The sequence below is a fragment of the Nocardioides panacis genome (assembly GCF_019039255.1).
Classification (GTDB): Bacteria; Actinomycetota; Actinomycetes; order Propionibacteriales; family Nocardioidaceae; genus Nocardioides_B; species Nocardioides_B panacis.
In genome coordinates, this window is the sequence record NZ_CP077062.1 from 4,416,034 (window position 1) to 4,440,965 (window position 24,932).

Here is a 24,932-nt window from a genome sequence, read left to right on the forward strand (position 1 = left end):
GCGTGACCGGACCCCGCCTCCTGCTGCTCAACGGTCCGCCCGGCGTCGGGAAGTCGACGATCGCGCGGCGCTACGCCGACGAGCACGCCGGGGTGCTCGCCCTCGACGCCGACCGGCTGCGGGGCCTCGTCGGCGGGTCCGCCGAGCGCTTCGAGGAGACCGGGGAGGTCGTGCGGCGGCTGGCCCTCGCGATGCTGGCCGAGCACCTGCGGGGCGGCCGCGACGTCGTGCTGCCCCAGTACCTCGGCCGGGTCTCCGAGCTCGAGCGGTTCGAGCGGGCCGCCCGCGACGCCGGCGGCGCGGTCCACCACCTGGTGCTGCTCGACGACGCGGACGCCTGCGTGCGTCGCTTCGGGTCGCGGGGCGACCGCGAGGACGACCCCTGGCACGCGCAGGTGCGGGACGCGGTCGCGGCGTCCGGGGGCGAGGAGCTCCTGCGGGCCATGCACGCCCGGCTGCTCGACGTGCTCGCCGCGCGTCCCGCGGCGGTCGTGGTGCCGAGCCGCGAGGGCCACCCGGCCGCGACGTACGACGCGGTGTTGGCGGCCCTGGTCAGGGGATGAGCAGCGTGGCCGCGACCATCGAGTGGTCCGAGGGGATCACGCCGGAGATCTCCAGGGTCGACGGGTCGTGGTCCACGACCGTCTTCCAGTCCGTGACCGGCAGTGCGTTGCTGGCGAACACCCAGTCGATGTTGTTGCCGATCCGCGAGCCCTGGAAGGCGGAGTAGCCCGACACCTTGCGCACGAAGCCGTGGAAGGAGTTCATCCAGGCGTCCACCCGGTTCTGGGCCCGCGGCGAGACGGCGTTGGGGTTGGCGTACTGCTGGTTGAGCACGTCGCCGAAGCCGGCGCGCTGCATCGCGGGCAGCATCTGGGCGGCCCAGGAGGAGAACTTCGAGGTGTTGAAGTCCCCGACGACCACCACCGGGCGGCCGTTCTGCAGGGCCGTCACCCGGTCGATCAGCTCGTGCCACTGGGCCACCCGGACGGCGGTGTCGTAGGAGTCGAGGTGGGTGTCGGCGAACAGGAGCTCACCGCCCGTGGCGCGGACCCGGAACACGCCCCACGCCAGGTAGCGGTCGATGTGGCCGGCCGACTGCGCGGCGTACCTCAGCGAGCCCTGGGCGAGCAGGTCCAGCGTGTCGGTGTTGTAGAGGATCCGGGTGCTGTTCGAGGCGCCGCGGTAGGCCGGCACGCAGGCCTGGTTGCTGTTCTCCCGCGCGCAGTTGTACGACGCCTCGTTGGTCACCGCGTAGTGCGCGCCGGCCGCGTTCACCGCACCGCGCAGGTCGCCGTACTGGGTGGTGCCGTAGTCCAGGCTGCTGCCGTAGATCGTGCTCTGGTTGGCCTCCTGGAGCCCGACGACGTCGACCTGCTCGCGGAGGATCTGGGCGGCGACCACCGCGCGGCGCTCCCGCCAGGGCCGCATGTCGGCGGTCGACTTGGCGTCGTTGTTCACGCCGAAGACGTTGAAGCTGGCGACCCGGACCGGCGCCTGGCCGGTGCTCGTGCCGGGGGCCGGTGTGCCGGCCGGCCAGACGATCGGGGTGGCGGCGGGCGCGGCGGGCGGCGGCGTGCTCGGGGCGGCGGGCGTGAAGGTGCGCCCCGAGGCGGTGCGGGTGAACGGGCTCAGCGGCTCCCGGTGCGCCGGTCCACCACCTGGACGCGGACGTAGTAGCGGCTCGCGGCGCGCAGCCCGGTCAGCCGGCCCGCTGCCCGGCCGGTGCGCAGCGACCTGGCCCCGCGCATCGCCGCGCTGGTGGAGTACTGCACCCGGAACGCCCGCGCCCCGCGCGGCGCCGTCCAGCGCACCGTCAGCGTGGTCGCGGTCGCGGCGCTGGTCCGCAGCCCCTTCGGCGCCGACAGCCGGTGCGCCGCGTGGGCCGGTCCGACCAGGGTCAGGCTGGCGGCCAGCACGCAGAGGCAGGCGAGCAGGGCGCGCACGACGGGGCCGTGCGGACGCACGGCGGGGTGCGAGGCGGACATGGTGTTCCCGGAGACTCAGACGAAAGACCGACGTCTGAATTGTCGGAATTTCCGGGACTGTCCTGAAGTGCGTGGAGCGGATGACGAGATTCGAACTCGCGACATCGACCTTGGGAAGGTCGCGCTCTACCAGCTGAGCTACATCCGCAGGCCCCCGTGCGGGGACGACGCAGATAGTACCCAATGACTGCGCCGTCCCGCCGGGACCCTCCCGCGCCGGGCGGCGCGGGTCAGCTCACGGGGCGTCGGCCAGCCAGCCGACCAGGTCCACCGTGCGGCCGCGCTGGTGAACCCCGGGGCCGCCGTACGGGTAGTCCGCGGCACCCGGGTCGCTGGCCGCGTCCAGCGCGGCGACCTCGGCCTCCTCGAGGTGCAGGCCGGCGGCACCGAGGTTGTCGGTGAGCTGCTCGGTGGTCCGGGCGCCCAGGATCACCGACGTCACCGCCGGACGGTCGGCCAGCCAGGCGAGGGCGACCTGCGCCATCGTCACGCCGCGGCCCTCGGCCACCGCGCGCACCGCGTCCACGACGTCCCAGGTGCGCTGGACGGTCGAGCGCCGGTCGTAGGCCTCCACGCCGCGGGCGGGGTCCTCGCCGAGCCGGGTCGCGCCGGTCGGGCGCTCGTCCTGCTTGTACTTCCCGGTCAGCCAGCCGCCGCCGAGCGGGGACCAGGGCAGCAGCCCCAGGCCGGCGTCGAGGCACGAGGGCACGATCTCCCACTCGAGCTCGCGGACCAGCAGGTTGTACTGCGGCTGCAGGGTGACCGGCGGGGCCCAGCCGTGCTCCCGGGCCAGCGCCACGGTCTTCTGCACCTGCCAGCCGGTGTAGTTCGAGAGCCCGACGTAGCGCACCTTGCCGGCGCGCACGAAGTCGTCGAGCGTGCCCAGGGTCTCCTCGAGCGGGGTGACCGGGTCCCAGGAGTGCACCTGGTAGAGGTCGACGCACTCGGTGCCGAGGCGGCGCAGTGAGTCCTCGAGCGCGCGCTGCAGGTGTCGGCGCGACAGCCCGACGTCGTTCACGTCGTCGCCCATCGGGAAGCGGCCCTTGGTGGCCAGCACCACCCGGTCGCGCACCTCCGGCGAGGCCTTCGCCAGCCACCGGCCGATGATCTCCTCCGAGGTGCCGCCGGTGTAGACGTCGGCGGTGTCGACCAGGTTGCCGCCGGCCTCCAGGAACGTGTCGAGCTGCTCGTGGGCGCCGGTCTCGTCGGTCTCCTTGCCGAAGGTCATGGTGCCGAGGGTGAGGGTGGAGACGGCGCAGCCGGTCCGGCCGAGGGTTCTGTAGTCCATGCCGCCATCCTGACCTTGCACGCAAGGGGTTGCCAACCGGGCTTGTCGGGTATTTCATCCAGTGACAGCCGTCACTCGGGAAGAAGAGCACATGCGCCGTACGCCGCTCGTTGCAGCCGTCCTCTCCACCGCCCTCGTCTTCCCGCTCTCGGTCGTCGACGCGGCGAGCAGCGCCCCCGCGCGACGGGCCGGTGACGACCCGGAGTCGTCCGCGCTCCGGTCCGCCGAGCTGTCCGCCACCACCCGGCTCGCCGACCGGCGCAGCCTCGTGGTCGGCGACCGGTTCTACGAGATGGGCGCCGAGGACGGCAGCTACCCGGCGACCGGGTTCCACACCCGCGGGGAGATGGGCGGCTTCTGGACGCCGCCGGTCAAGCTCCTCGACGGGCTGTGGTTCAAGCTGGGCGACTCGTGGCTGTCGTCGAAGAAGTACACCAGCGGCTTCGGCTACTCCCGGATGGACCTCGGCACCTACGACGGGGTCCGGGTCACCCGCACCGACTTCGCCCCCAACGGCATCCGGGCCGGCGTGGTCGGGCTGCGGCTCTCGTCGCCCACGGCGCGGACCGTGACGCTCGCGGTCGACGCGCACTCCGAGCTGATGAAGGTCTACCCCTGGGGCGAGACCAAGCCCAGCCAGACCACCTACAACCTGCCCGATTCTGCGTCGGTGGACGGGCGCAGCCTGCTGTTCCGCGAGCTGGGCCGGCCTCCCGAGCCGGGCGCCGAGGTGCACGACTACGCCGCCCTGGTCGGCTCGTCGCTGACCCCGTCGGCCACCGACGTCACCGGCGCCCACCGGGGTCCGCAGGGTGCCGTGATCTGCCCGGCGTCCGGCGCCGGCACCCCGGACCAGCCCGACCGCTGCGACGACACGGCCTACGGCAAGGGAGCCGGCGGCGGCCTGACCTACCGGCTCAGCGTCCCCGCCGGCGGCCGCACGGTGTGGTTCTCCGTCGCCGGCTCCGACGACGGCGTCGCCGCGGCCCGCAGCGCGCAGAGCGCCGCCCTGCGCAACCCGGCCGCCCTGCTCCGTACCAAGCGCGCCGAGCGGGCCGCCGTACAGCAGCACACGCGGGTGATCCTGCCCGGCGACCGGCTGCTCCAGCAGAGCGTGACCTGGAGCAAGCAGAACCTCGCCGACTCGGTGCAGGAGGCCCGCCACCTGCAGGTCCGGGTCACCAACGCCGGAACGAAGTACCCCGCACCGGTCGGCACGGTCTCGAAGGCCCGCTGGATCGGCGCCGGCTGGCCGGACTACCCGTGGCTGTTCGCGACCGACGGCGAGTACACCGGCTTCGCCGCCGTGGCCAGCGGCCAGTTCGCCGCGATCGAGGACCACCTGCGGGCGCTGCGCGACGTCAGCGTCGCCGCCAACGGCACCAGCGGCAAGGTCGTCCACGAGGTCACGCCCGACGGCCAGGTCTACTTCGGCGCGAACGGCGACCCGGGCAACACCGACGAGACCGCGAAGTTCCCGAGCCTGGTCGCCCTGGTGTGGCGCTGGACCGGCGACGACCGGTTCCGCGACGACCTCTACTCGTTCGCGGTCAGCAACATGCGCTACATCTTCCGCGAGCTCGACGCCGACCAGGACGGCTGGCCCGAGGGGCTGGGCAACGTCGAGCGGGCCGGGATGGGCGAGGAGAAGCTCGACAACGCGGTCTACACGATCCGCGGGCTGCGCGACCTCGCCGACCTCGCGGCCAGCAAGGGCGACACCACGACCCGGCGCTGGGCCGCCGGCAAGGCCGCCGGCCTCGAGGCGCGCTTCGACAAGACCTGGTGGTTCGGCCCCGCCGCCCAGCAGTACGCCGACTCGCTGGACGACCCGGGCAACAAGCAGGTGTTCCAGCGGCACTGGATCGGCGTGACCCCGGCCGAGGCCGAGATCACCCGCCCGGGCCGGGTCGCCGGCCCGCTCGCCCCGACGGCCCACGCCCGGGCGCTGGTCAAGAAGCGCGAGTCGGCCTGCTACTCGGGCACCTACGGGCTCTTCCACACCGGCACCGGCGCGACCAGCGACACCGGCGGCAACCCCGGCGCGACCTGCGACTCGGCCACCTCGTCGGTGAAGGCCGAGCGGGCGGTGTTCACGCTGAACACCTCGATCATGGCGGTCGCCGAGGCGGCGCTCGGCCGGATGGCGCCGAGCCAGCTGCGGCGCTACACGACCGACAACGCCCGGGTTCAGCTCGCCCGCAAGGTGTGGGAGCTGCCCGGCGCGATGCCGGAGATCGTGCCGTCCCCGGACTTCAAGCCCGCGAACATCGACCGGAAGTTCACCGAGCGGTCGATGGCGCTGCAGGCCTGGGGCACCTACGGCATCCTCTGGCCGGTCGTGCACTACCAGCTCGGCGTCAGCCCCGACGCGGGCCGGGACCGGTTCACCGTGGTGCCGCAGGTCCCCTCGCGGCAGTACCAGGTCGCCGGCCGCGACATCCGCATCGGGCACGGCCTGGTCAACGTCACCGCGACCCGCGGCAACGGGCGGCTGGTCACCACCGTCAAGCAGGACCGGCGCTCCGCGCTCACCATCGGCGCGCTGCTGCCCGCCGGTGCGAAGGTCTCGAAGGTGACCCTGGACGGTGCCAAGGCGTCCTACCGCGTGGTGAGCACCGCGCGCGGCCGTGAGGTCCGGGCCGGGGGGCGGCCGCGAGGCCGGCCGCACCGTGCTGGTGGTCCGCTACCGCTGACCGCGCTCGCGGGGCCGGTCCGGGCGGTGCCCGGGCCGGCCCCTCGGCTCACCCCACCCGGGACGGTACGACGGGCGCGAGCCCGGGCCGGCGCGGCGAGAGGGCGTCGCCGGACGACGTGCCGCGGAGCCGGCGCTGCACCCACGGCGCGGCGTGCGCCCGGGCCCAGGCCAGGTCGGCGTCACGGCGCTGGCGCCGGTCCATCTCCGGCAGCGGCGCGAGGTCGAACGGCACCAGGTCGTGCTCGACCCCCAGCGCGTCCAGCACCGCGATCGCCATCCGCTGGTGGCCGGCCGAGGACATGTGCAGCCGGTCCACGTCCCAGAGCCGGGCGTCGCGGTACTCCCGCAGCCGCCAGAAGTCCACGACGGTCGCGCCGTGCGTCTCGGCCACCTCGCGGACCAGCTCGTTGTAGGTCGCGACCCGCCCGCGCAGGTGCCGGAACACCGGCGCGAAGCCGAGGTCGAAGCCGGTGAAGAGCACGACGTGCGCCCCCGAGCCGGCCAGCCGGGCCACGGCCGCGTCGTACCGCTGGACGAGGGCGTCGATGCTGACCCGGGGCCGGAGGATGTCGTTGCCGCCGGCGTAGACCGAGACCAGGTCCGGGCGCAGGGCGAGGGCGGGCCCGACCTGCTCGGCGATGATCGCGTCCATCTTGCGGCCGCGGATCGCCAGGTTCGCGTAGCCGAGGTCGGGGACCGTGGCGGCCAGCCCCTCGGCGGCCCGGTCGGCCCAGCCCCGCACGCCGTTGGGCCGCGTGGGGTCGTGGTCGCCGACACCCTCGGTGAACGAGTCGCCCAGGGCGACGTACCGGTGGAAAGTGCTTGCCATGTGCACCATTCTCGACGGTGTCCACGGCCGGCCGCGATCGGGGGCCCGCGGGCGGGAGGAGTCTGTAGGGTGCCGGTGTGCTGCTCTCCGACCGCGACATCCTCGCCGAGATCGACGCCCGCCGGGTCGCCCTGGAACCCTTCGACGCGGGCATGGTGCAGCCGTCGAGCGTCGACGTCCGGCTGGACCGGTTCTTCCGGGTCTTCGAGAACCACAAGTACCCGCACATCGACCCGGCACAGGACCAGCCCGACCTCACCCGGGAGGTCGAGCCCGAGGGCATGGAGCCGTTCATCCTGCACCCCGGCGAGTTCGTCCTCGGGTCGACGTACGAGGTGGTCACGCTGCCCGACGACGTCGCCGCGCGCCTCGAGGGCAAGTCCTCGCTGGGCCGCCTCGGGCTGCTGACCCACTCGACGGCCGGCTTCATCGACCCGGGGTTCTCCGGGCACGTGACCCTGGAGCTGTCGAACGTCGCGACCCTGCCGATCAAGCTGTGGCCCGGGATGAAGATCGGCCAGCTCTGCTTCTTCCGCCTCTCGTCGCCGTCGGAGCACCCCTACGGCTCGGCGAAGTACGGCTCGCGCTACCAGGGCCAGCGCGGCCCGACGCCGTCGCGGTCCCACCTCAACTTCCACCGCACCGACATCTAGGTCGCACCCACCGGCTGTCCCGCAACCGCCGCGCGGCCGCCCCCGGCTGGGTCACACTTCTCCCGGAAGTCCACCAGGTTCTCGGGAGCGTTTTCGATGGTCGCAGCGGTACGGCGCTGGGCGGTGCCGGTCACCGAGTCCGAGGCGCGGGTGCTCACCAGCGCCTGTCTCGCCGCGTCGGCGCTGTCCGCGTTCTGCTCGCTGGTGCCGTTCAGCCCGACCGCCCCGACCCGGTTCTCCGCGCTGCTCGCCGTCGTCGCCGCCGCGCTCGGCGGGACCCTGTGGGCCTCGCGGCGGCGGCTCGCCCAGGGCGTCGTGCACGCGGTGATCGGCCTGGTCGTGGTGCTGGTCAGCGGCTGCGTCGCGCTGTCCACGACGCCGGTCGGCGCGGCCGTCACCGCGTTCGGCTTCGTGTGGATCGCGATCTTCGTCGCCTGGTTCCACCCCGGCGTCGCGACCCGCCTGCACACCGCGGCGATCGGGGTCGGCCTTCTCGTCGGCCTGGCCTGCAGCGACGCCCCCGCCCTCGTGCAGACCTGGGTCTTCGTGATGGCCACCGTCGCCGGGGTCGCCGGCACCCTCGACGTGCTGGTCCGCCGGCTGCGCCGCGCCGCCGACCACGACCAGCTCACCGGGCTGCTGAACCGCTCCGCGTTCCTGGCCGCCGCGCGGCGCACGCTCCGGCAGCCGCCGGCCCGCCGCGGCCCGGTGTCGGTCGCGGTCCTCGACCTCGACGACTTCAAGCTCGTCAACGACCGCGACGGTCACGCCGCGGGTGACCGGCTGCTGGTCGACCTCGCGACCAGCTGGCAGGCGACGGTGCGACGTACGGACGTGCTGGCGCGGTACGGCGGCGACGAGTTCGTGCTGCTGATGCCGGACACCACCGCCACGGACGCCGCCGAGCTGCTGTACCGGCTGGGTGCCGCCAACACCGCGTCGCGGTGGACCGCCGGCGTCGCGCAGTGGGCCGGCGAGCCGCTCGAGGAGTGGATCGCCCGCGCGGACGCCGACCTGTACCGCCGCAAGGCCCGGCAGCGCGGGCTCGGTGACGCGGGGGCCGGCCGGTCCGTGCTGCACCGGGCGCCGGCGCCGGAAAGCGTCGCCAGCCGCACTGCCTGACGCCGACCCGGCGCCTCTAGCGGCGGAAACTGTGCCGACCCGGCAACTCTGGCGGCGGGAGGGTCGCCGACCCGGCGGCTTTGGTGGCGGGAGGGGCGCCGACCCGGCGTCTTTGGTGGCGGGAGGGGCGCTGACCCGGCGGCTTTGGTGGCGGGATCCCGGTCGAGCCGGTGGGTACGACGGTGTGGGACTGGGCTCGTGCGGGTGCCCGCGCAGGCCAGGTTTCGTGCACCGTTGCCGGCCGGTCGTGGTTGTGCACGGGTGCGGGCATCTGTTCGGAAGTGATGGCTGGTTGTTCTTAGCGTGGTGGGTATGTCGACGACCATCCGGACCGAGGACCAGGCGCATCCGATCGCCCGGTTCTCCGGCCGGCTGCATCAGGTGCTGGACGGGCTGGCGGAGGCGCCGGCGTGGTCGATGACCCCGGACGAGCAGCGCACGGTGGTGGTGGGGCTGGCTCGGGCCGAGGCCCGGCTGGCCGAGCTGCGGCTGCGGGTGCTGGCCGTCGCGGACCGCAACGACGTCGCGGCGGACTCGGCGGCGACCTCGACCGGTGCCTGGCTGGCCCAGGTCACTCGGCGGACCCGGGGTGCCGCGCACGCCGAGGTGGCTCTCGCGGTGGCGTTGGATACCGGGTTCAGCGTGACCCGGGACGCGTTGGCGGCCGGGCGGGTGGATCCGGCGCAGGCGACGGTGATCGTCCGCTCGATCCAGGCGTTGCCGGAGTCGGTGTCGAGGCTGGACCGGGGGCGGGCCGAGGCGCACCTGGTGCGGGCGGCCGGCGAGTTCGACGCGGCGGCGCTGAGGGTGCTGGGGCGGCGGGTCTTGGAGGTGATCGACCCCGACGCCGCGGACCTCGCCGAAGGTCGTCGGCTCGAGGCCGAGGAGGCCGCGGCCGCCCGGGCCACGTTCCTGGAGCTGTCGGCGAACCCGGACGGCAGCCACACCGGCCGGTTCAAGATCCCCGCGCTGCACGCGGCGATGCTGACCAAGATGCTGCACGCCTTCACCCACCCCCGACACCACGACCAGCAGCAGCCAAACAGCCGGGTGAGACTGTCGCGGCCCGAACGGCTGGGGGAGGCGTTCTGCCGGCTCCTGGAGCGGGTGCCCGCCGACCGGCTGCCGGTGGCCGGCGGGATGTCGGCGACCGTGGTGGTGCTGCTGGACTACGACCGGCTGCTGTCCGGGCTCGGCACCGCCACCTTGGACACCGGGCAGCCCCTGTCGGCCGGCGCAGCCCGGCAGCTGGCCTGCGAGGCCGGGATCGTGCCCGCGGTCTGGCGGCGCGCCCTGGGCTCGGCGTCGGTGGTGCTCGATCTGGGGCGGCGGACCCGGCTGCACACCGAGGCCCAGCGCACCGCGCTGACCATCCGGGACCGGGGCTGCACCACGGTGGGCTGCGACCGGCCGGCCGCCTGGTGCCACGCCCACCACGACCAGCCCTGGTCCCAGGACGGACCCACCAACCTCGTCAACGGTCGGCTGCTGTGCGCGTTCCACCACGGCAAGGCCCACTCACCCGGCTACGACACCAGCCACCTGCCCACCGGACAGATCCAAGTTCCACCGACGGACGTGAGAGCATCCGCGCATGGGTGAGCGCCATGGGCTCCTGGACCACGAGGGTCTTCGGACCGCGGCGCTGCTCGGCGTCGTCCAGACCGTGTTCCACGTTCGCAAGCTCCACCGGCACGGCTGACCGCGGAGCCGACGATGACCTCGCCGATCGGGATGACGGAGGACTGCCCCTGCGGCACCGGGCAGGCGTACTCCGCCTGCTGCGGTCCTCTCCACGACGGGCAGGCTGCCGCGACGGCCGAGCAGCTGATGCGTTCGCGGTACTCCGCTTACGCCCTCGGCCGCACCGACTACGTCTTCCGCACCTGGCACCCGCGCACCCGGCCCGACGAGGTCGAGAACGACACCACCCTGACCTGGGAGCGCCTCGAGGTGCTCAGGTCGCAGGGCGGCGGAGCCGACGACCTCGTGGGCGTGGTCGAGTTCCGAGCCCGCTACCGCACGTCGGTGGGCGCTGGGGCCATGCACGAGACCAGCCGGTTCGAGCGCAGGGCCGGCCGCTGGGTCTACGTCGACGGGGACGTCGAGCCCACGAGCTGACCCACAGGGCCGCACCGAACCGGGCGCCGCCTGCGCCGCCAGAGTCGCCGGGTCAGCAGGCGTCGGGCCGCCAGAGTCGCCGGGTCGGCGGGGCGGACGTGACGGGACCCGCTGCGCGGTGGTGGCGCGCAGCGGGTCCGGTCGGTGGTGCGGTCTGCGGGTGCGGCTCGGGGGTCATCCGTCGAGGCGGTCGGCCATCCGGTGCAGGCGGTGGGCGAGCGCGTGCCGACCGTGCGGCTTGTACGTGCCCGGGACGCGGGACCGCTGGGCGGTGGCGACGCGCTCGGCGATCTGCTGGGAGGCGAGCTTCTGGTTGAGGTATCCGAACTCAGACATGGCGGTGGTTCCTCTCGGTGGAACGGGAACGGGTGGTGGTCTCTTCGAGCGTGGCGGGCGCCGTACGGCGGGCGCTTGACCGTCCTTGCGGGACTGACCTGGTGCGGCTCGGGCGGGCGTCGGCGTCGTCGCCCGGGGCGGAGGCCCAGAGCCAGGTGACCCTCACAGCTGCTCCAGGTACACGTCGCCGCTGACCGTCTTGGCGCGGAGCTCGATGTAGTCCTGGTCGCCCTCGGGCTGGCCGGCGCCCTGGAGGTTGGAGCGGACGCTGCCGGTGACGCTGCTGACGTCGGTCCACACCGGGACGCCGGCGGGGATGCCGACCCGGATGTCGCCGGAGGCGTTCTTGGCCTGGAGCTGGCCGCGGCGGGCCCGGTCGATGACCAGGTCGCCGGAGGCAGTGCTCAGGTTGACGTCCTCCTGGGCCTCGCGGACCCGCATGTCGCCGGATCCCGACTTCACCAGGACCGGTCCGGCGGCGTGGTCGATGAGGATGTCGCCCGAGCCGGTGGAGATGTTCACGGCATCCGCGGCCCGGGTCAGCGTGACGTCGCCGGAGCCGGACTTCACGCGCAGCGGGCCGGTCGCCCGGTCCAGCTGTACGTCGCCGGAACCGGTCTCGACGAAGGCGGCCTCACCGGTCTCCTCGAGCCGTACGTCGCCCGAACCGGTCTTCAGCATCGTCTCGCCGAGCCGGCCCTCCGCCCGGACGTCGGCCGACCCGAGCTTGGTGCTCAGCCGGCTGTCGGTGGGCATCGAGACGCGCACGGTGACGTCGTGGGAGGAGCCGAAGAAGCCGGTGCTGCGCGACTTGGCGACCACCAGGATCTCGTCGCCGCGCTGGTCGACGACCACGTCCTCGGCGTTCTTGCCCTCGACGTCGACGACCGTCTCGGTGGTGTCGCCGGCGGTGATGACGAGCTCGCCGCTGCCCAGCTCGACGTACAGGGAGACGGGCTCCGGGGTGGTGAAGGTCCTCTGCATGGTGATCTCCGTTCGTCGGGCCGAGGGCGTGCTCGGCTCCCGGGCCGGCGGTCGCCGGTCGGTGGGGTAGGTGCGGGAGGTGGTGCCGGGTGGCTAGACCCAGCCGGTCATGCGCTTCGAGCCCCGGCCGCGGCCGGAGGCGAACCCCTGCCCGTCGAGGAAGGGGATGCTGGAGAGGTCGATGTCGACGTTGACGGCGCCGCGCTCGCGGGTCGCTGCCCGGACGACGTTGACGATCCAGCTGTTCAGCGAGTGGCCGCCCTTGGTGGCGAGCTCCTCGGCCTTGTACTTCACCGACTCCGGGATCCGCAGCGTGATCCGGGCCAGCGCGCCGTCCTCGTCGTCCTCCGCGTCCTCGGGGGCCAGCGGCGGCGTCGGCGGGGTGGGCGGGGTAGGTGCCTGCATCGGCATCGTGGGTACGTCGACCACGAACTGCGGCTCGCGGCCGCGGAGCCGGACGTCGACGGAGCCGGCCGGGAGGTCGGCGGTGATCTCGGCGGCGGCCTGCGACAGGGCGTCCATCAGGGCGAGCCGGACGGCCGGGTCGAGGGCCAGCGCGAGCCGCTCGGCGGCGGCCTTGGCCTCCGGGCCACCGGCCTCGGCGGCGGCCGCGAGGTCGTGCCGGAGGCTCTCGACGTAGGGGGTGATGTCCATGTGCACCATCCTGACACCAGGGTGACGTCACGTCAAGCATCGATGACGTCATTTCTGACGTCGCTTGGCGTCAGGTGGTGTCAGAGGGCGTCACTTGGCCGGGGCGTCCGCTGGGCGAACCGTCACTCGTGCCACGACACGCCGAGGAAAGTGCTGCACGGGTGACGGGTCGCGGGACGTGGCAGGGCCCGCACCCCGGGAGCGGGGTGCGGGCCCTCTTGGGTTCCGAGTGTCAGAAGAGGCGGTCCTGCTCCTCCACCTGCTTCTTCGCCGGCCGGTCGGTGGCCGGGTCGTTCGTGGCGGGCTCGGAGTCGGCGCCGGGCTGATCCTCGGTGGCCGCCCGCTCCGCGGGGTCCTCCTCGCCGCCGGCGACCTCGGGGGCCGCCGGGCCCGGCTCGGGCTCCACCTCGGGGTGCGACTCGACCTGGGCCTCGGGCTCCGGCTCGGGCTGCGGGTCGGGCTGGGCGGCCTCGACCTCCGGGTCCGGCTCGGCCGTCGCCCCGGCGTCGGCACCGACGTCCTGGTAGTCGCTGACGGTGTCCTGGGTCTGGGTCACGTCGCCCTCCTCGGGCTCGGCCTTCGTCGCGACCGGGTCGGCCGCGGACGAGTCGCCGGTACCCGGTCCGGGACGGTCCAGCAGGGCGGTGGTGGTGCCGGCCGACGCGGCCGCCGTACCGCCGTCGGCGCCGTCCGGGGCAGCCGCCGCGGGGCGCTTGACCGAGGCGAGCAGCATCTGCGCGACGTCGAGGACCTCAACCTCCTCGCGGGCCTTGCCGTCGGCCTGCAGCGAGGTGAGCCCGTCGGACAGCATCACCCGGCAGAACGGGCAGCCGACCGCGATCTGGTCCGCGCCGGTGCCGACCGCCTCGGTGGTGCGGTTCAGGTTGATCCGCTCGCCGGTCTTCTCCTCCATCCACATCCGGGCGCCGCCGGCGCCGCAGCAGAAGGACCGCTCGCTGTTGCGGGGCATCTCGGCCAGCTCGGCGTTGGGGATCACCGCGAGCAGCTCGCGGGGCGGGGAGTACACCTGGTTGTGCCGGCCCAGGTAGCACGGGTCGTGGTAGGTGATCGACTTCTTCGCGACGCTCGGTTCCGCGGCGACCGGGGTCAGCCTCCCCTCACGCACCAGCCGGTTGAGCAGCTGCGTGTGGTGCACGACCTCGAGCTCGACACCGAACTCGGCGTACTCGTTCTTCAGGGTGTTGAAGCAGTGCGCGCAGGTGGAGACGACCTTCTTGACCTTGGCCTCCTTGAACACCTCCGCGTTCTGCATCGCGAGCTGCTGGAAGACGAACTCGTTGCCGGAGCGGCGCGCCGGGTCGCCGGTGCAGGTCTCGCCGTTGCCGAGCACCGCGAACGACACGCCGGCCAGGTCGAGCAGCTCGGCGACGGCGCGGGTGGTCTTCTTGGCGCGGTCCTCGTAGGCGCCGGCGCAGCCGACCCAGAACAGCCAGTCGACCTCGTCGAGGTCCTCGACGTCCGTGCCGACCTGCTTGACCTCGAAGTCCAGCCCCTTCGCCCAGTCCATCCGCGCGTTCGGCGACATGTTCCAGGGGTTGCCCTTGTTCTCCAGGCCCTTGAAGAGGCCGTTGAGCTCGGAGGGGAAGTTCGACTCGACGAGCACCTGGTAGCGGCGCATGTCCATGATGTGGTCGACGTGCTCGATGTCGACGGGGCACTGCTGGACGCAGGCGCCGCACGACGTGCAGTTCCACAGCACCTCGGGGTCGATCACCGCACCGCCGGACGGCAGCGTCGGGTCGCCCTCGGTGGCGCCGACCAGCTCGCGCTCGGCGGCCGCCTTGACGTGGTCGGGGAGCGCGTCCCGGTCGGCCTCGTCGGCCAGCAGGTACGGCGCCTTGGCGTAGGCGTGGTCGCGCAGGTTGGTGATGAACAGCTTGGGGGACAGCGGCTTCTCGGTGTTCCAGGCCGGGCACTGGCTCTGGCAGCGGCCGCACTCGGTGCACGAGGTGAAGTCGAGGATGCCCTTCCAGGCGAAGTCCTCGATCCGGCCGATGCCGAGCGGGGTGTCCTCGTCGAGGTCCTCGATGTTCTCGAAGTCGATCGGTGCGCCGTTGACCATGATCGGCTGGAGGCCGCCGAGCGCCGTACCGCCGTCGGAGCGGCGCTTGAACCAGATGTTGAAGAACGCGGTGAACCGGTGCCAGGCCACGCCCATCGTGGTGTTGCGCGAGATCACGATCATCCAGGTGAAGGAGATGACGATCTTGAGCATCGCGACCAGGTAGATGACGTTGGCCAGCGCGGACTCCGACATCCCGCTGAACAGCTCGCCGATCCAGAACGAGAACGGGTAGTGCAGCGCGTTGGCGGTCTCGCCTCCGTACTGCGAGATCGCGTACTCCGCGCCGCGCAGCACCGCGATGCACAGGCCGACGCCGAGGATGACCGACTCGACGAAGTACGCCTGCCACATCGTCGAGCCGTAGAACCGGCCCTTGGTGCCGCGGGTGCGCTCCTTCGGCCGGGTCACGCGGTAGCCGATGAAGGCGACGATCGCGATCAGCATGCCGACGGTGAAGAGCTCGGAGATCCACTCGTAGAGGAAGAAGTGCCCGACCAGCGGCAGCGCGAAGTGCGGGTCGAACAGCTGGCCGAACGCGGTGAGCAGCGTGAAGAACAGCAGCCCGAAGCCGATGAAGACGAACCAGTGGCCGACCCCCATCGCGGTCCACTGGAGCATCCGGGTGTGCCCCAGGGTCTCCTTGAGCATGTTCGTCCAGCGGGCGGCCTTGTCGTCGGTGCGGCCGACGGCGGGCTGCCCGATCTTGACCGTGGCGATGATCGAGCGGATCGCCTTGACGAACAGTGCGATGCCGACGGCCGCGATGGCCAGGGACACCACGATGGCGAAGATCTGCATGGAGGCTCCTGTGTGCTGCGAGGTAGCTGCGTGCGAGCGTCTGCCGAGCGTAGGGCGACGCGGAGGACCGAGTCACCGGCCGCGCCCTGTGACAAGAATCTTACCTATCGGTAACTTCGCCGCGGCCCGGGGTCAGTACAGCTGCGGCACGAAGGTCTGCTCCACCATCGGCGGCCGCATGTAGGCGATCTTCCGCATGTCCGGGAGCCGCACCGGTGCCGGGGTGACGTCCTCGTAGTCGAAGCGCGAGAGCAGGTGGGTGAGGCAGTTGATCCGGGCCGCCTTCTTGTCGTCGGACGGTACGACGAACCAGGGGGCCTGCTTGATGTCGGTGTACTGGAAGGTGGTGTCCTTGGCCATCGAGTACCGCACGTAGAGCTCGTGCTCGGCCAGGTCCATCTCGGAGAGCTTCCAGCGCTTCAGGGGCTCCTGGTTGCGGGCCTCGAACCGGCGGCGCTGCTCGGCGAAGCTGACCGAGAACCAGTACTTCAGCACCACGATGCCGGAGCGCACCAGCATCCGCTCGAACTCGGGGCAGCTGCGCAGGAACTCCTCGTGCTCGGCCTCGGTGCAGTAGTCCATCACCCACTCGACGTTCGAGCGGTTGTACCAGGAGCGGTCGAACAGCACCATCTCCCCGACCGACGGGAGGTGCTCTACGTACCGCTGGAAGTACCACTGGGTGCGCTGCCGCTCGGTCGGCTTGGGCAGCGCGACGACCCGGACGATCCGCGGGCTGGTGCGCTCGGTGATGGTCTTGATCACCCCGCCCTTGCCGGCCGAGCCGCGGCCCTCGAAGACCACCAGCACCCGTAGGCCCCGGGACTGGATCCAGTGCTGCAGCAGCACCAGCTGCTCCTGGAGCCGGGCCATCTCGGCCTCGTAGACGGCGCTGCGGAGCTTGCCCGCCGAGTTGTAGTGGGCCGGGTTGCGGTCCTTGGGGGAGCCGCCGACGTCGTCCGCCCCCTCGGGAACGGTGTGGTGGTCCTTCATCGAGCCCCTGTCTGGTGGGCCGCGCCCGGACCGCGCGGCCTGTAGGCATCGTCGGTCATGCCCTCGCGGCCAGGCAAGGGCCTTCCGTCCCGGTCACCGGGCGGCGGGCCGGCCGCCCAGCCGTCGGGTGACGGTGTCCGCGCACCGCTGGGTGTGCCGCACCGCGCGGTCCACGTCCACGCCGGCGTCGACGGGGTAGGTCACCGCGACCCCGGCCACCGGGTGCTGGTTGTGGTCGAGGACCGCGGTGGCGACCGAGGCGAACCCCGGGGTGACCTCGCCCTGCTCGACCGCGTAGCCGCGCTGCCGGGTCTCCGCGAGCAGGGTGCGCAGCGCGCTCAGCGACGTCGGGCCGACGCCGTGCCGGTCCACGAACGCCGACCGGTCCGGGAACAGCGCGCGGACCTGGGGCGCGGGCAGCGCGGCGAGCACCGCCCGGCCGCTGGCGGTGAGCTGGGCGGGGAGGCGCACGCCGACGTCGGTGACCAGCGGCGGCCGCCCGGGGGCGCGCTCCTCCAGCACGTAGAGAACGTCGCGCCCGTGCAGCACCGCGAGGTGCGCGCTCTGCCCCACGGCGTCGACGAGCGCGGCCAGGTGCCGGCGGGTGATCCGCTGCAGCGGCTCCTGGCGCGCGTAGCCGCTGCCCACCTCGAAGGCCGCGACCCCGAGCCCGTAGCGGTGCTCCTCGGCGAGGTGCACCACGAAGCCCTCCTCGATCATCGCGGTCACCAGGTGGTAGGCCGTCGAGCGCGGCAGGCCCACCTCGGCCGCGAGCCGGTCCAGGGTCACCGGGTCGGGTTGGCGTGCGAGGTAGCGCAGCACCCGCAACGCCCTGGTCGCCGCCGGCACCTGTCCCATGCCGTCAGGCTATCTCGGATCCGAGACAGTCGGCGGCCCCGCAGGCTGGTGGGCACCGGGTGCGGGGGGTGGAATGAAGCCATGACAACCGTGACCGTGGGCATGGGCCCGGTTTCCTTCGCCGACGTGCTCGCCGTCGCCCGTGACGGGGCCGCCGTCGAGCTGCACCCGGACGCCGTGACCGCCATCGAGCAGGCCCGGCTGACCGTCGAGAAGCTGGCCGCCGCGCCCACCCCGTCGTACGGGATCTCGACGGGGTTCGGCGCGCTGGCCACCCGGCACATCCCGACCGAGATGCGCGCCCAGCTGCAGAAGTCGCTGGTCCGCTCGCACGCCGCCGGCAGCGGTCCCGAGGTCGAGCGCGAGGTGACCCGGGCGCTGATGCTGCTGCGGCTGTCCACGCTGGCGACCGGCCACACCGGCGTCCGCCCGGTCGTCGCGCAGACGATGGCCGCGATGCTCACCCACGGCATCACCCCGGTGGTGCACGAGTACGGCTCGCTCGGCTGCTCGGGCGACCTCGCCCCGCTCTCGCACTGCGCGCTCGCGCTGATGGGGGAGGGCGAGGTCAGCGACGAGCACGGCGTACGTCGACCCGCCGCCGTCGCGCTGTCCGAGGCCGGCCTGGCACCCGTCGAGCTCGAGGCCAAGGAGGGCCTGGCGCTGATCAACGGCACCGACGGGATGCTCGGCATGCTGGTGATGGCGATCGAGGACCTGCGGATGCTGCTCAAGGCCGCCGACGTCACCGCGGCGATGAGCGTCGAGGGGCAGCTCGCCACCGACCGGGTCTTCGCCGCCGACCTGCAGGCGCTGCGCCCGCACCCCGGCCAGGCCGCCTCGGCCGCGAACCTCGTCCGGCTGCTCGCCGACTCCCAGATCGTCGCCAGCCACCGCGGGCCGGACTGCAACCGGGTCCAGGACGCCTACTCGCTGCGCTGCTCGCCCCAGGTGCACGGCGCCGCCCGGGACACCGTCGACCACGCCGCGCTGGTCGCGTCCCGCGAGCTCGCCTCGGCGGTCGACAACCCGGTCGTGCTCGACGACGGCCGCGTCGAGTCCAACGGCAACTTCCACGGGGCCCCGGTCGCCTACGTGCTCGACTTCCTGGCGATCGTCGCGGCCGACGTGGCGTCGATCAGTGAGCGCCGCACCGACCGGTTCCTGGACCGGACCCGCAGCCACGGCCTGCCGCCGTTCCTGGCCCACGACCCCGGCGTCGACTCGGGCCACATGATCGCGCAGTACACCCAGGCCGCGATCGTCTCGGAGATGAAGCGGCTGGCCAACCCGGCCAGCGTGGACTCGATCCCGAGCAGCGCGATGCAGGAGGACCACGTCTCGATGGGCTGGTCGGCGGCCCGCAAGCTGCGCCGCTCGGTCGACGGGCTGGCCCGGGTGGTCGCCATCGAGTACCTCACCGCGGCCCGCGCGCTGGACCTCCGCGGCCCGCTGGAGCCGTCGCCGGCCACCGCCGCGGCGGTCGCGCTGCTGCGCCGCAACGTGCAGGGCCCCGGGCCGGACCGGCACCTCTCGCCGGAGATCGAGCACGCATTCGACGACGTACGCAGCGGCGCCCTGGTGCGCGCTGTCGAGGACACGATGGGAGAGCTGGCATGACCTCTGGACCCCGTGAGGTGCGCGCGCCGCGCGGCCCCGAGCTGACCGCGAAGAGCTGGCAGACCGAGGCCCCGCTGCGGATGCTGATGAACAACCTCGACCCCGAGAACGCCGAGCGCCCCGACGACCTGGTCGTCTACGGCGGCACGGGCAAGGCGGCGCGGTCCTGGGAGGCGTACGACGCCATCGTGCGCGCCCTGACCACGCTGGAGAACGACGAGACGCTGCTGGTCCAGAGCGGCAAGCCGGTCGGCGTGATGCGCACCCACGAGTGGGCGCCGCGCGTGCTGATCGCCAACTCCAACCTGGTCGGCGACTGGGCCAACTGGGAGGAGTTCCGCCGGCTCGAGCACCTCGGGCTGACGATGTACGGCCAGATGACCGCCGGCTCGTGGATCTACATCGGCACCCAGGGCATCCTGCAGGGCACCTTCGAGACGTTCGCGGCGGTCGCCGACAAGCGGTTCGGCGGCACGCTGGCCGGCACCATCACGCTGACCGCCGGGCTGGGCGGCATGGGCGGCGCGCAGCCGCTGGCCGTGACCATGAACGACGGGGTGGTGATCTGCGTCGAGTGCGACCAGTCGCGCATCGAGCGCCGCATCGAGCACCGCTACCTCGACGTGCAGGCGACGTCGGTGGCGCACGCGCTCGAGCTGGCCGTCGAGGCCCGCGACGCCCGCCGGCCGCTGTCGATCGGCGTGCTCGGCAACGCCGCCGAGATCGTCCCGGCGCTGCTGGAGCAGGACGCCCCGATCGACGTGGTCACCGACCAGACCTCCGCGCACGATCCGCTCTACTACCTGCCGGTGGGCACCGCGTTCGAGGACTGGGACACCGAGCGGACGGAGGACCCGGCCGGGTTCACCAAGCGCGCGCAGGACTCGATGGCCGTGCACGTGCGGGCGATGGTGGGCTTCCAGGACAAGGGCGCCGAGGTCTTCGACTACGGCAACTCGATCCGCGACGAGGCCCGCAAGGGCGGCTACGACCGGGCGTTCGACTTCCCGGGGTTCGTGCCGGCCTACATCCGGCCGCTGTTCTGCGAGGGCAAGGGTCCGTTCCGCTGGGCGGCGCTCTCCGGCGACCCGGCCGACATCGCCGCCACCGACAAGGCGATCCTCGAGCTGTTCCCGGACAACGAGCGGCTGCACAAGTGGATCACCATGGCCGGCGAGCGGGTCGCGTTCCAGGGCCTGCCGGCCCGGATCTGCTGGCTCGGCTACGGCGAGCGGCACCTCGCCGGGCTCAAGTTCAACGAGATGGTCGCCAGCGGCGAGCTCAAGGGCCCGATCGCGATCGGCCGCGACCACCTGGACAGCGGCTCGGTGGCGTCGCCCTACCGGGAGACCGAGTCGATGCTCGACGGGTCCGACGCGATCGCCGACTGGCCGCTGCTCAACGCGCTGGTGAACACCGCCTCGGGCGCGACCTGGGTGTCGATCCACCACGGCGGCGGCGTCGGCATGGGCCGATCGATCCACGCCGGCCAGGTCACCGTCGCCGACGGCACCGAGCTCGCCGCCCAGAAGATCGAGCGGGTGCTGACCAACGACCCGGGCATGGGCGTGATCCGGCACGTGGACGCCGGCTACCCCGAGGCCCGGAAGGCAGCCGAGGAGCGCGGCGTGCGCATCCCGATGCTCGAGGGATAGTCCGTGACGGACTTGTAGTCCCGGGGCCTCCGGAGCAGCAAGAACGTCACGGACTATCGGGAGCGGCGGTGCCACCACCTCTGCCTGGGTGGCTCCGGGTCCTCGGGCTTCGGCGCCGCCGCGCGGGCCCGCCGCTCGGCGCGCCGCGCGCGCCAGGCCTCGACCTCGGCGTCGACGTCCCGGGTGGGCGTGACCACCGGCGGCCCGCCGGTGAGCTGGCGGCGGGCGTCGACGATCCGCGCGTTGAAGTCCTCCACCAGGCGTCGTACGCCGTCGGGGGTGGCCTCCCGGTCGAGCACGCCGTCGAGCTCGGCGTCCTCCTTGCGCAACCCGATCGCCGGGGGGCGCGATGCCGGTGATCTTCTCCCGCTCGATGAGCTGCTTCACCCACCAGTCGGGGTCGTGCTTGTCGGGGAGCTCCAAGGGCTTGCCGGCCCCGGGCAGGTCGTCGAACTCGCCGCGCTCCATGGCCCGCTGCACCTGGAGGTCGACCCAGCGGGCCTGGTTGCGGACCCGCTCGGCGGCCGCGCCGCGGCCGGTGCGCTCGTCGCGCTCGTCCTCGAGCCGTGAGCGGTCGATGCGCCGAGGTGCGGACTCGGACTCGTCGGGCCGCTGGGACATGGTCACCCCCGAGGTGGTCGGTCGATCCAGTCTACGGACCGCCCGCACGCCCGTGTGGAAGCATGCGGCCATGGCGGACGCCGACGACACGCCCACCGGCCCCGCGCCGGCTCCTGACCGACTCCCGGTGCCCCGGCTGACGTCGCGCTCCGGCCTGCTCTGGGGCCTCGCGACGCTGGTCGGCCTGCTGGCCGTCTGCGCGACCGTGTTCGTCACCCAGCCGCAGAACCGCTGGGCGGTGCTGGTCCTCGTGCCGGTCGCCGTGCTCCTCGTCGCCTTCGTGCTGGTGCGCAGCGCCTGGGTCGAGACGGCGACCGGGACCGTCGTGCACCGCACGCTCCTCGGGTCCCGGCGCGTCCCGCTGGCCGAGGCCGACCGGCTCCGGCTGGTCACCAACCGCGGTGGCGGCCTGCTGCTGCAAGTGCGCCGGCGCGGCAGCCGGCGGGCGGTCCACCTCCCGGTCCTGGCGTTGACCGACTACGTCCGCCGCTCGCAGGACCCGGCGACCCTGCGCGCGCTGGCCGGCCAGGTCGAGGCCTTCGCCCCGGAGCGCACGCGGGTCGCCGGGCAGCTGGTCCGGCAGGCCGAGCACCTCGAGGGCGGCGGCAGCCCCGAGGACTCCCCGCTCGCGGCCCTCGTCACACACAGCGTCACCACCGCTGCCAAGGGCGGCGGCGCGGCCGGCGGGACCAGCCTCCTCGACTGAGCTCAGGTCCGCTCCGCGAACGCCTGCCGGGGTACGACGAGCAGGGCGGCCGCCGCGAGCAGCGCGGTTCCGGCACACACGGCCCACACCGTGAGGTAGCCGCCGAGCGGCGCGTGGCCCGCGGCGGAGTCGGGGTCGAGCGAGCCGGTCGTCGCCAGGGCGATCGCGAAGACGCTCGACGCGATGGCCCCGCCGATCGTCTTGGTGGTGTTGGTCATCCCGGTCACGAAGCCGGTCCGGTCCGCGGGCGCGGCGGCGGCCGCGGCGGCCGGCAGCGCGGCGACGAGACCGCCCGACCCGACGCCGGCGACCGCCATGTTCACCAGGGCCTCGAGCGTCGAGCCGTGGAAGGGGAGGAACAACCCGTAGCCCACCGCGACGAGCACGCACGCCGCGACCATCGCCCCGCGGGTGCCGAGGCCCCGGGCGACGACCGGCAGCAGCAGCGCGCCGGCGACGAGCGCGACGACGTACACACCGATCAGGGTGGAGACGAACCCGGCCGAGGCGCCCAGCCCGTAGCCGACCACCGCGGGGTCGGTGCGCGCGAACGTGGAGAGCGGGATCTGCGCGCCGAGCACGGACATGCCGAACAGGAACGCGGTCAGCTGCACCGGCCACTGGCCCGGCGTCGCGAGGAGGCGTACGTCGATCAGCGGCTCGGCGACCCGCAGCTCGAACCGGGCGAACGGCACCAGGGCCAGCAGCCCCAGGAGGACGAGGACCCACGCCGCCAGGGAGCCCGGGCCCTGGAGGCGGACCAGGATCAGCCCGCCCATCACCAGGGCGAGGGCCAGCGTGACGAGCCCGAAGCCGCGCCAGTCCACGGTGCCGTGGCCGGCGGGCGCGGTGGCCGCCACGCCGAACCAGACCACGACGAAGCACAGCGTGACCGCGACGGCGGGGACCATCAGCACGGTGGTCATCGACGCCGCCCCGCCGTCGACGAGCGCCCCGGAGGTGAGCGCGCCGACGATCACGCCGAGCTCGAGGGCGGCGACGAGGAACGCCGCGGCCCGCCGGGTGAGCACCGTCTGCCGGCCGGTGCCCGCCGTGCGCCGGTGGATGATGCTGACCTCGAGCGGCAGCCAGACGACGTAGAAGCCCTGCAGCGCCCAGGCGACCAGGAAGGTCGTGAAGCCGGGCGAGAACGCCACCGCCCAGGACGCCAGCGCCGTCACCGCCGTCGAGACCAGCAGCACGTTGCGGTGGCCGATCAGGTCGCCGAGCCGCGCCAGCAGCGGCACGACCAGCGCGGACACGACGAGCTGCGCGGCCTCGAACCAGTTGACGTCGGCGTCCCGGATCGACAGGTGCCGGGCGATGTCGGAGAAGATCGGCGTGTAGTAGCCCTGCAGGATGCCGCTGGCGACCTCCACGCCGACCAGGAACCCGACCACGGTCCACAGCCCGGTCCGCGGCGTCGTCGGGCGGACGGTCGTGGTCACGCCGGGAGCCCTTCGACGAGGCGGCGGTACCACCGGGCGCCGTCCGCGAGGTCGTCGACGCGGAGGTGCTCGTCGAAGCTGTGCAGGCTGGCCCGTTGCGGGCGGGACATCCGGAACGGCGTGTAGCGGTAGACCCGCGGGCACAGCGCGGTGAAGAAGCGGGCGTCGGTCGCGCCCATCATCACGTACGGGGTCGCGATCGCGTCGGGGAACACCTCCTCGATCGTGGCGGTGACCAGCCGGAACGCGTCGTCGTCGGTGGGCGACACCGGGCTGGCCTCGCCCGCCTCGAGCACCTCGACGGTGACGGAGTCGTCGTGGACGGCCGCCCGGACGTGCTCCACGACCGACGCGACCGTGTCGCCGACCAGCACCCGCACGTTGACCCCGGCGCGGGCGGTCGAGGCGATCACGTTGAGGGCGGGCGAGCCCTGGAGCGTCGTCACCGCGGCCGTCGTACGCGTCATCGCCGCGGTCTCCGGGCCGGCCGCGACCAGCGCCCGGGCGAGCAGGGGCGGGGCCTTGTGGGCGTGGGCGAGCAGCGGGCGGAGGGCGGCCGGGGCGTGCGGCGCGACCCGGCGCAGCATCTCCAGCGTCGGCGCGGGCACCCGCGCGGGGAACGGGCTCCGCTCCAGCCGCAGGATGGCGCGCGCGAGCCGGGCGGTGGTGTCCATCCGCGAGGGCATCGACGAGTGACCGCCGCGACCCTCGGTGCGCAGCTCGAGGTTGGTGGTGCCCTTCTCGGTCACGCCCACCACGGCCAGCGGGGCGGCCACCCCGGGGAAGGCGTCCGCGGCGACCGCGCCGCCCTCGTCGAGCACGAACCAGGGGAGGACGCCGCGACGCTCGAGCTCCACGACCGCCGCGGGGGCGCAGGTGCCGGACACCTCCTCGTCGGCCCCGAACGACAGCCAGACGTCCTGCGCCGGTGTGAACCCGTCGGCCAGCAGGGTCTCGACCGCCTCGCAGATCGCCACCAGCGAGCCCTTGTCGTCGAGCGTGCCGCGGCCCCACACGGCGCCGTCGGCGAGGACCGCGCCGAAGGCCGGGTGCTGCCAGGGCGCGGACTCGTCGACGGGTACGACGTCGAGGTGCGCCATCAGCACGACGGGGCGCTCGTCCGACGCGCCCGGCCAGTGGAACAGCAGCCCGTGCTGCCCGATGCGGGTCAGCGCGAGGTGCCCGTGCAGCAGCGGGAACAGCTCGGCCAGGGTCGCCACGAACAGGTCGAACGCCTCGGTGTCGACGGCCGTCGGGTCGGCGTACGAGATCGTCGGGATGCGCACCAGGGTGCGGAGCTTCTCGGTCAGGGTGGCGCTCACCCGCGCAACCTAGTCCCCGCGGGGCCGGTGCGCCCGCAGATCGGCCAGGCTCGTCCGTCCGCCCCCGGCATCTCGGATCCGAGACGCCTCGGGAAGCACCCGCATTGACCCGGTGCACCCGGGTCGGTGGACTGGTGGCATGCCCGCCGCCG

The 24,932-nt window shown here is 73.3% G+C and carries 21 protein-coding genes, 1 tRNA gene and 1 pseudogene; 8 read left to right on the forward strand and 15 right to left on the reverse strand.

Annotated elements, in window-relative coordinates:
• The first annotated feature begins 2 nt into the window (after positions 1–2).
• Entirely contained in the window at positions 3–563 is a 561-nt protein-coding gene (locus KRR39_RS21570) for an ATP-binding protein (RefSeq protein ID WP_216939435.1), read from the forward strand.
• Here KRR39_RS21570 and KRR39_RS21575 read toward each other — a convergent pair.
• From KRR39_RS21575 to KRR39_RS21595, 5 genes are all read right to left on the reverse strand, one after another.
• Positions 553–1,635, reverse strand: coding sequence for an endonuclease/exonuclease/phosphatase family protein (locus KRR39_RS21575; RefSeq protein ID WP_367303761.1), 1,083 nt, complete (start codon positions 1,633–1,635; stop codon positions 553–555). The genes KRR39_RS21570 and KRR39_RS21575 overlap by 11 nt on opposite strands.
• Positions 1,632–1,988, reverse strand: coding sequence for a fibronectin type III domain-containing protein (locus KRR39_RS21580; protein WP_216939437.1), 357 nt, complete (start codon positions 1,986–1,988; stop codon positions 1,632–1,634). The genes KRR39_RS21575 and KRR39_RS21580 overlap by 4 nt, the downstream gene beginning before the upstream one ends.
• Positions 1,989–2,060: 72 nt before the next feature.
• Positions 2,061–2,136: transfer RNA gene (locus tag KRR39_RS21585), tRNA-Gly, on the reverse strand.
• A gap of 87 nt (positions 2,137–2,223) precedes the next feature.
• Positions 2,224–3,276, reverse strand: coding sequence for an aldo/keto reductase (locus KRR39_RS21590; RefSeq protein ID WP_216939438.1), 1,053 nt, complete (start codon positions 3,274–3,276; stop codon positions 2,224–2,226).
• Between the two features lie 2,744 nt (positions 3,277–6,020).
• Positions 6,021–6,803, reverse strand: a complete 783-nt coding sequence (locus tag KRR39_RS21595; RefSeq protein ID WP_216939439.1) for an SGNH/GDSL hydrolase family protein — start codon at positions 6,801–6,803, stop codon at positions 6,021–6,023.
• A 77-nt stretch (positions 6,804–6,880) separates the two neighbouring features.
• Between KRR39_RS21595 and dcd the strand changes: the two genes are divergently transcribed.
• From dcd to KRR39_RS21615, 4 genes are all read left to right on the forward strand, one after another.
• Positions 6,881–7,456, forward strand: coding sequence for a dCTP deaminase (dcd, locus tag KRR39_RS21600; RefSeq protein ID WP_216939440.1), 576 nt, complete (start codon positions 6,881–6,883; stop codon positions 7,454–7,456).
• 96 nt (positions 7,457–7,552) lie between these two features.
• Entirely contained in the window at positions 7,553–8,578 is a 1,026-nt protein-coding gene (locus KRR39_RS21605; RefSeq protein ID WP_216939441.1) for a GGDEF domain-containing protein, read from the forward strand.
• A 312-nt stretch (positions 8,579–8,890) separates the two neighbouring features.
• Positions 8,891–10,180 carry an HNH endonuclease signature motif containing protein gene (locus tag KRR39_RS21610; RefSeq protein WP_216939442.1) on the forward strand — a complete coding sequence of 430 codons (1,290 nt, stop codon included), beginning with the start codon at positions 8,891–8,893 and terminating at the stop codon, positions 10,178–10,180.
• 114 nt (positions 10,181–10,294) lie between these two features.
• Entirely contained in the window at positions 10,295–10,699 is a 405-nt protein-coding gene (locus KRR39_RS21615) for a YchJ family protein (protein WP_436972008.1), read from the forward strand.
• Positions 10,700–10,873: 174 nt separating this feature from the next.
• Here KRR39_RS21615 and KRR39_RS21620 read toward each other — a convergent pair whose 3' ends face one another.
• The 6 genes from KRR39_RS21620 to KRR39_RS21645 form a co-directional block, all read right to left on the reverse strand.
• Complete coding sequence (locus KRR39_RS21620; RefSeq protein WP_216939443.1) at positions 10,874–11,035, reverse strand: hypothetical protein; 162 nt, start codon at positions 11,033–11,035, stop codon at positions 10,874–10,876.
• A 162-nt stretch (positions 11,036–11,197) separates the two neighbouring features.
• Positions 11,198–12,019, reverse strand: coding sequence for a DUF4097 family beta strand repeat-containing protein (locus KRR39_RS21625; protein ID WP_216939444.1), 822 nt, complete (start codon positions 12,017–12,019; stop codon positions 11,198–11,200).
• A 93-nt stretch (positions 12,020–12,112) separates the two neighbouring features.
• Positions 12,113–12,673: a pilus assembly protein HicB gene (locus KRR39_RS21630; RefSeq protein WP_254185331.1), complete on the reverse strand. Its 561-nt coding sequence runs from the start codon at positions 12,671–12,673 to the stop codon at positions 12,113–12,115.
• 232 nt (positions 12,674–12,905) lie between these two features.
• The gene (locus tag KRR39_RS21635) at positions 12,906–15,557 is read right to left on the reverse strand and encodes a heterodisulfide reductase-related iron-sulfur binding cluster (protein ID WP_216939446.1); all 2,652 of its coding nucleotides are present in this window, start codon (positions 15,555–15,557) and stop codon (positions 12,906–12,908) included.
• Positions 15,558–15,689: 132 nt separating this feature from the next.
• Positions 15,690–16,550 (reverse strand): polyphosphate kinase 2, encoded by an 861-nt coding sequence (gene ppk2 / locus KRR39_RS21640; protein WP_216939447.1) that lies wholly within the window; start codon positions 16,548–16,550, stop codon positions 15,690–15,692.
• Positions 16,551–16,643: 93 nt separating this feature from the next.
• Complete coding sequence (locus KRR39_RS21645; protein ID WP_216939448.1) at positions 16,644–17,408, reverse strand: IclR family transcriptional regulator; 765 nt, start codon at positions 17,406–17,408, stop codon at positions 16,644–16,646.
• Between the two features lie 81 nt (positions 17,409–17,489).
• On the opposite strand from KRR39_RS21645, the gene hutH reads away from it, so the two are divergent.
• Both hutH and hutU read left to right on the forward strand, forming a co-directional pair.
• A complete protein-coding gene (gene hutH / locus KRR39_RS21650; RefSeq protein WP_216939449.1) occupies positions 17,490–19,028 on the forward strand; it encodes a histidine ammonia-lyase in 1,539 nt (512 codons plus the stop codon).
• Positions 19,025–20,683, forward strand: a complete 1,659-nt coding sequence (hutU, locus tag KRR39_RS21655; RefSeq protein WP_216939450.1) for a urocanate hydratase — start codon at positions 19,025–19,027, stop codon at positions 20,681–20,683. The genes hutH and hutU overlap by 4 nt, the downstream gene beginning before the upstream one ends.
• Before the next feature lie 53 nt (positions 20,684–20,736).
• On the opposite strand, the gene KRR39_RS25250 is transcribed toward hutU, so the two are convergent.
• The gene (locus KRR39_RS25250) at positions 20,737–21,012 is read right to left on the reverse strand and encodes a hypothetical protein (protein WP_254185332.1); all 276 of its coding nucleotides are present in this window, start codon (positions 21,010–21,012) and stop codon (positions 20,737–20,739) included.
• Positions 21,013–21,079: 67 nt separating this feature from the next.
• Positions 21,080–21,376: pseudogene (locus KRR39_RS26380) on the reverse strand (DnaJ family domain-containing protein); the annotation flags it as partial.
• Between KRR39_RS26380 and KRR39_RS21665 the strand changes: the two are divergent.
• A complete protein-coding gene (locus tag KRR39_RS21665) occupies positions 21,375–22,010 on the forward strand; it encodes a hypothetical protein (protein WP_216939451.1) in 636 nt (211 codons plus the stop codon). The pseudogene KRR39_RS26380 and the gene KRR39_RS21665 sit on opposite strands and share 2 nt — an antisense overlap.
• Positions 22,011–22,012: 2 nt before the next feature.
• Here the strand turns inward: KRR39_RS21665 and KRR39_RS21670 are convergent, their stop codons facing one another.
• Positions 22,013–23,458: an MFS transporter gene (locus KRR39_RS21670; RefSeq protein WP_216939452.1), complete on the reverse strand. Its 1,446-nt coding sequence runs from the start codon at positions 23,456–23,458 to the stop codon at positions 22,013–22,015.
• Positions 23,455–24,780, reverse strand: a complete 1,326-nt coding sequence (locus tag KRR39_RS21675) for a M20/M25/M40 family metallo-hydrolase (RefSeq protein ID WP_216939453.1) — start codon at positions 24,778–24,780, stop codon at positions 23,455–23,457. Before KRR39_RS21675 ends, KRR39_RS21670 begins: the two co-directional genes overlap by 4 nt.
• Between the last annotated feature and the right edge of the window lie 152 nt (positions 24,781–24,932).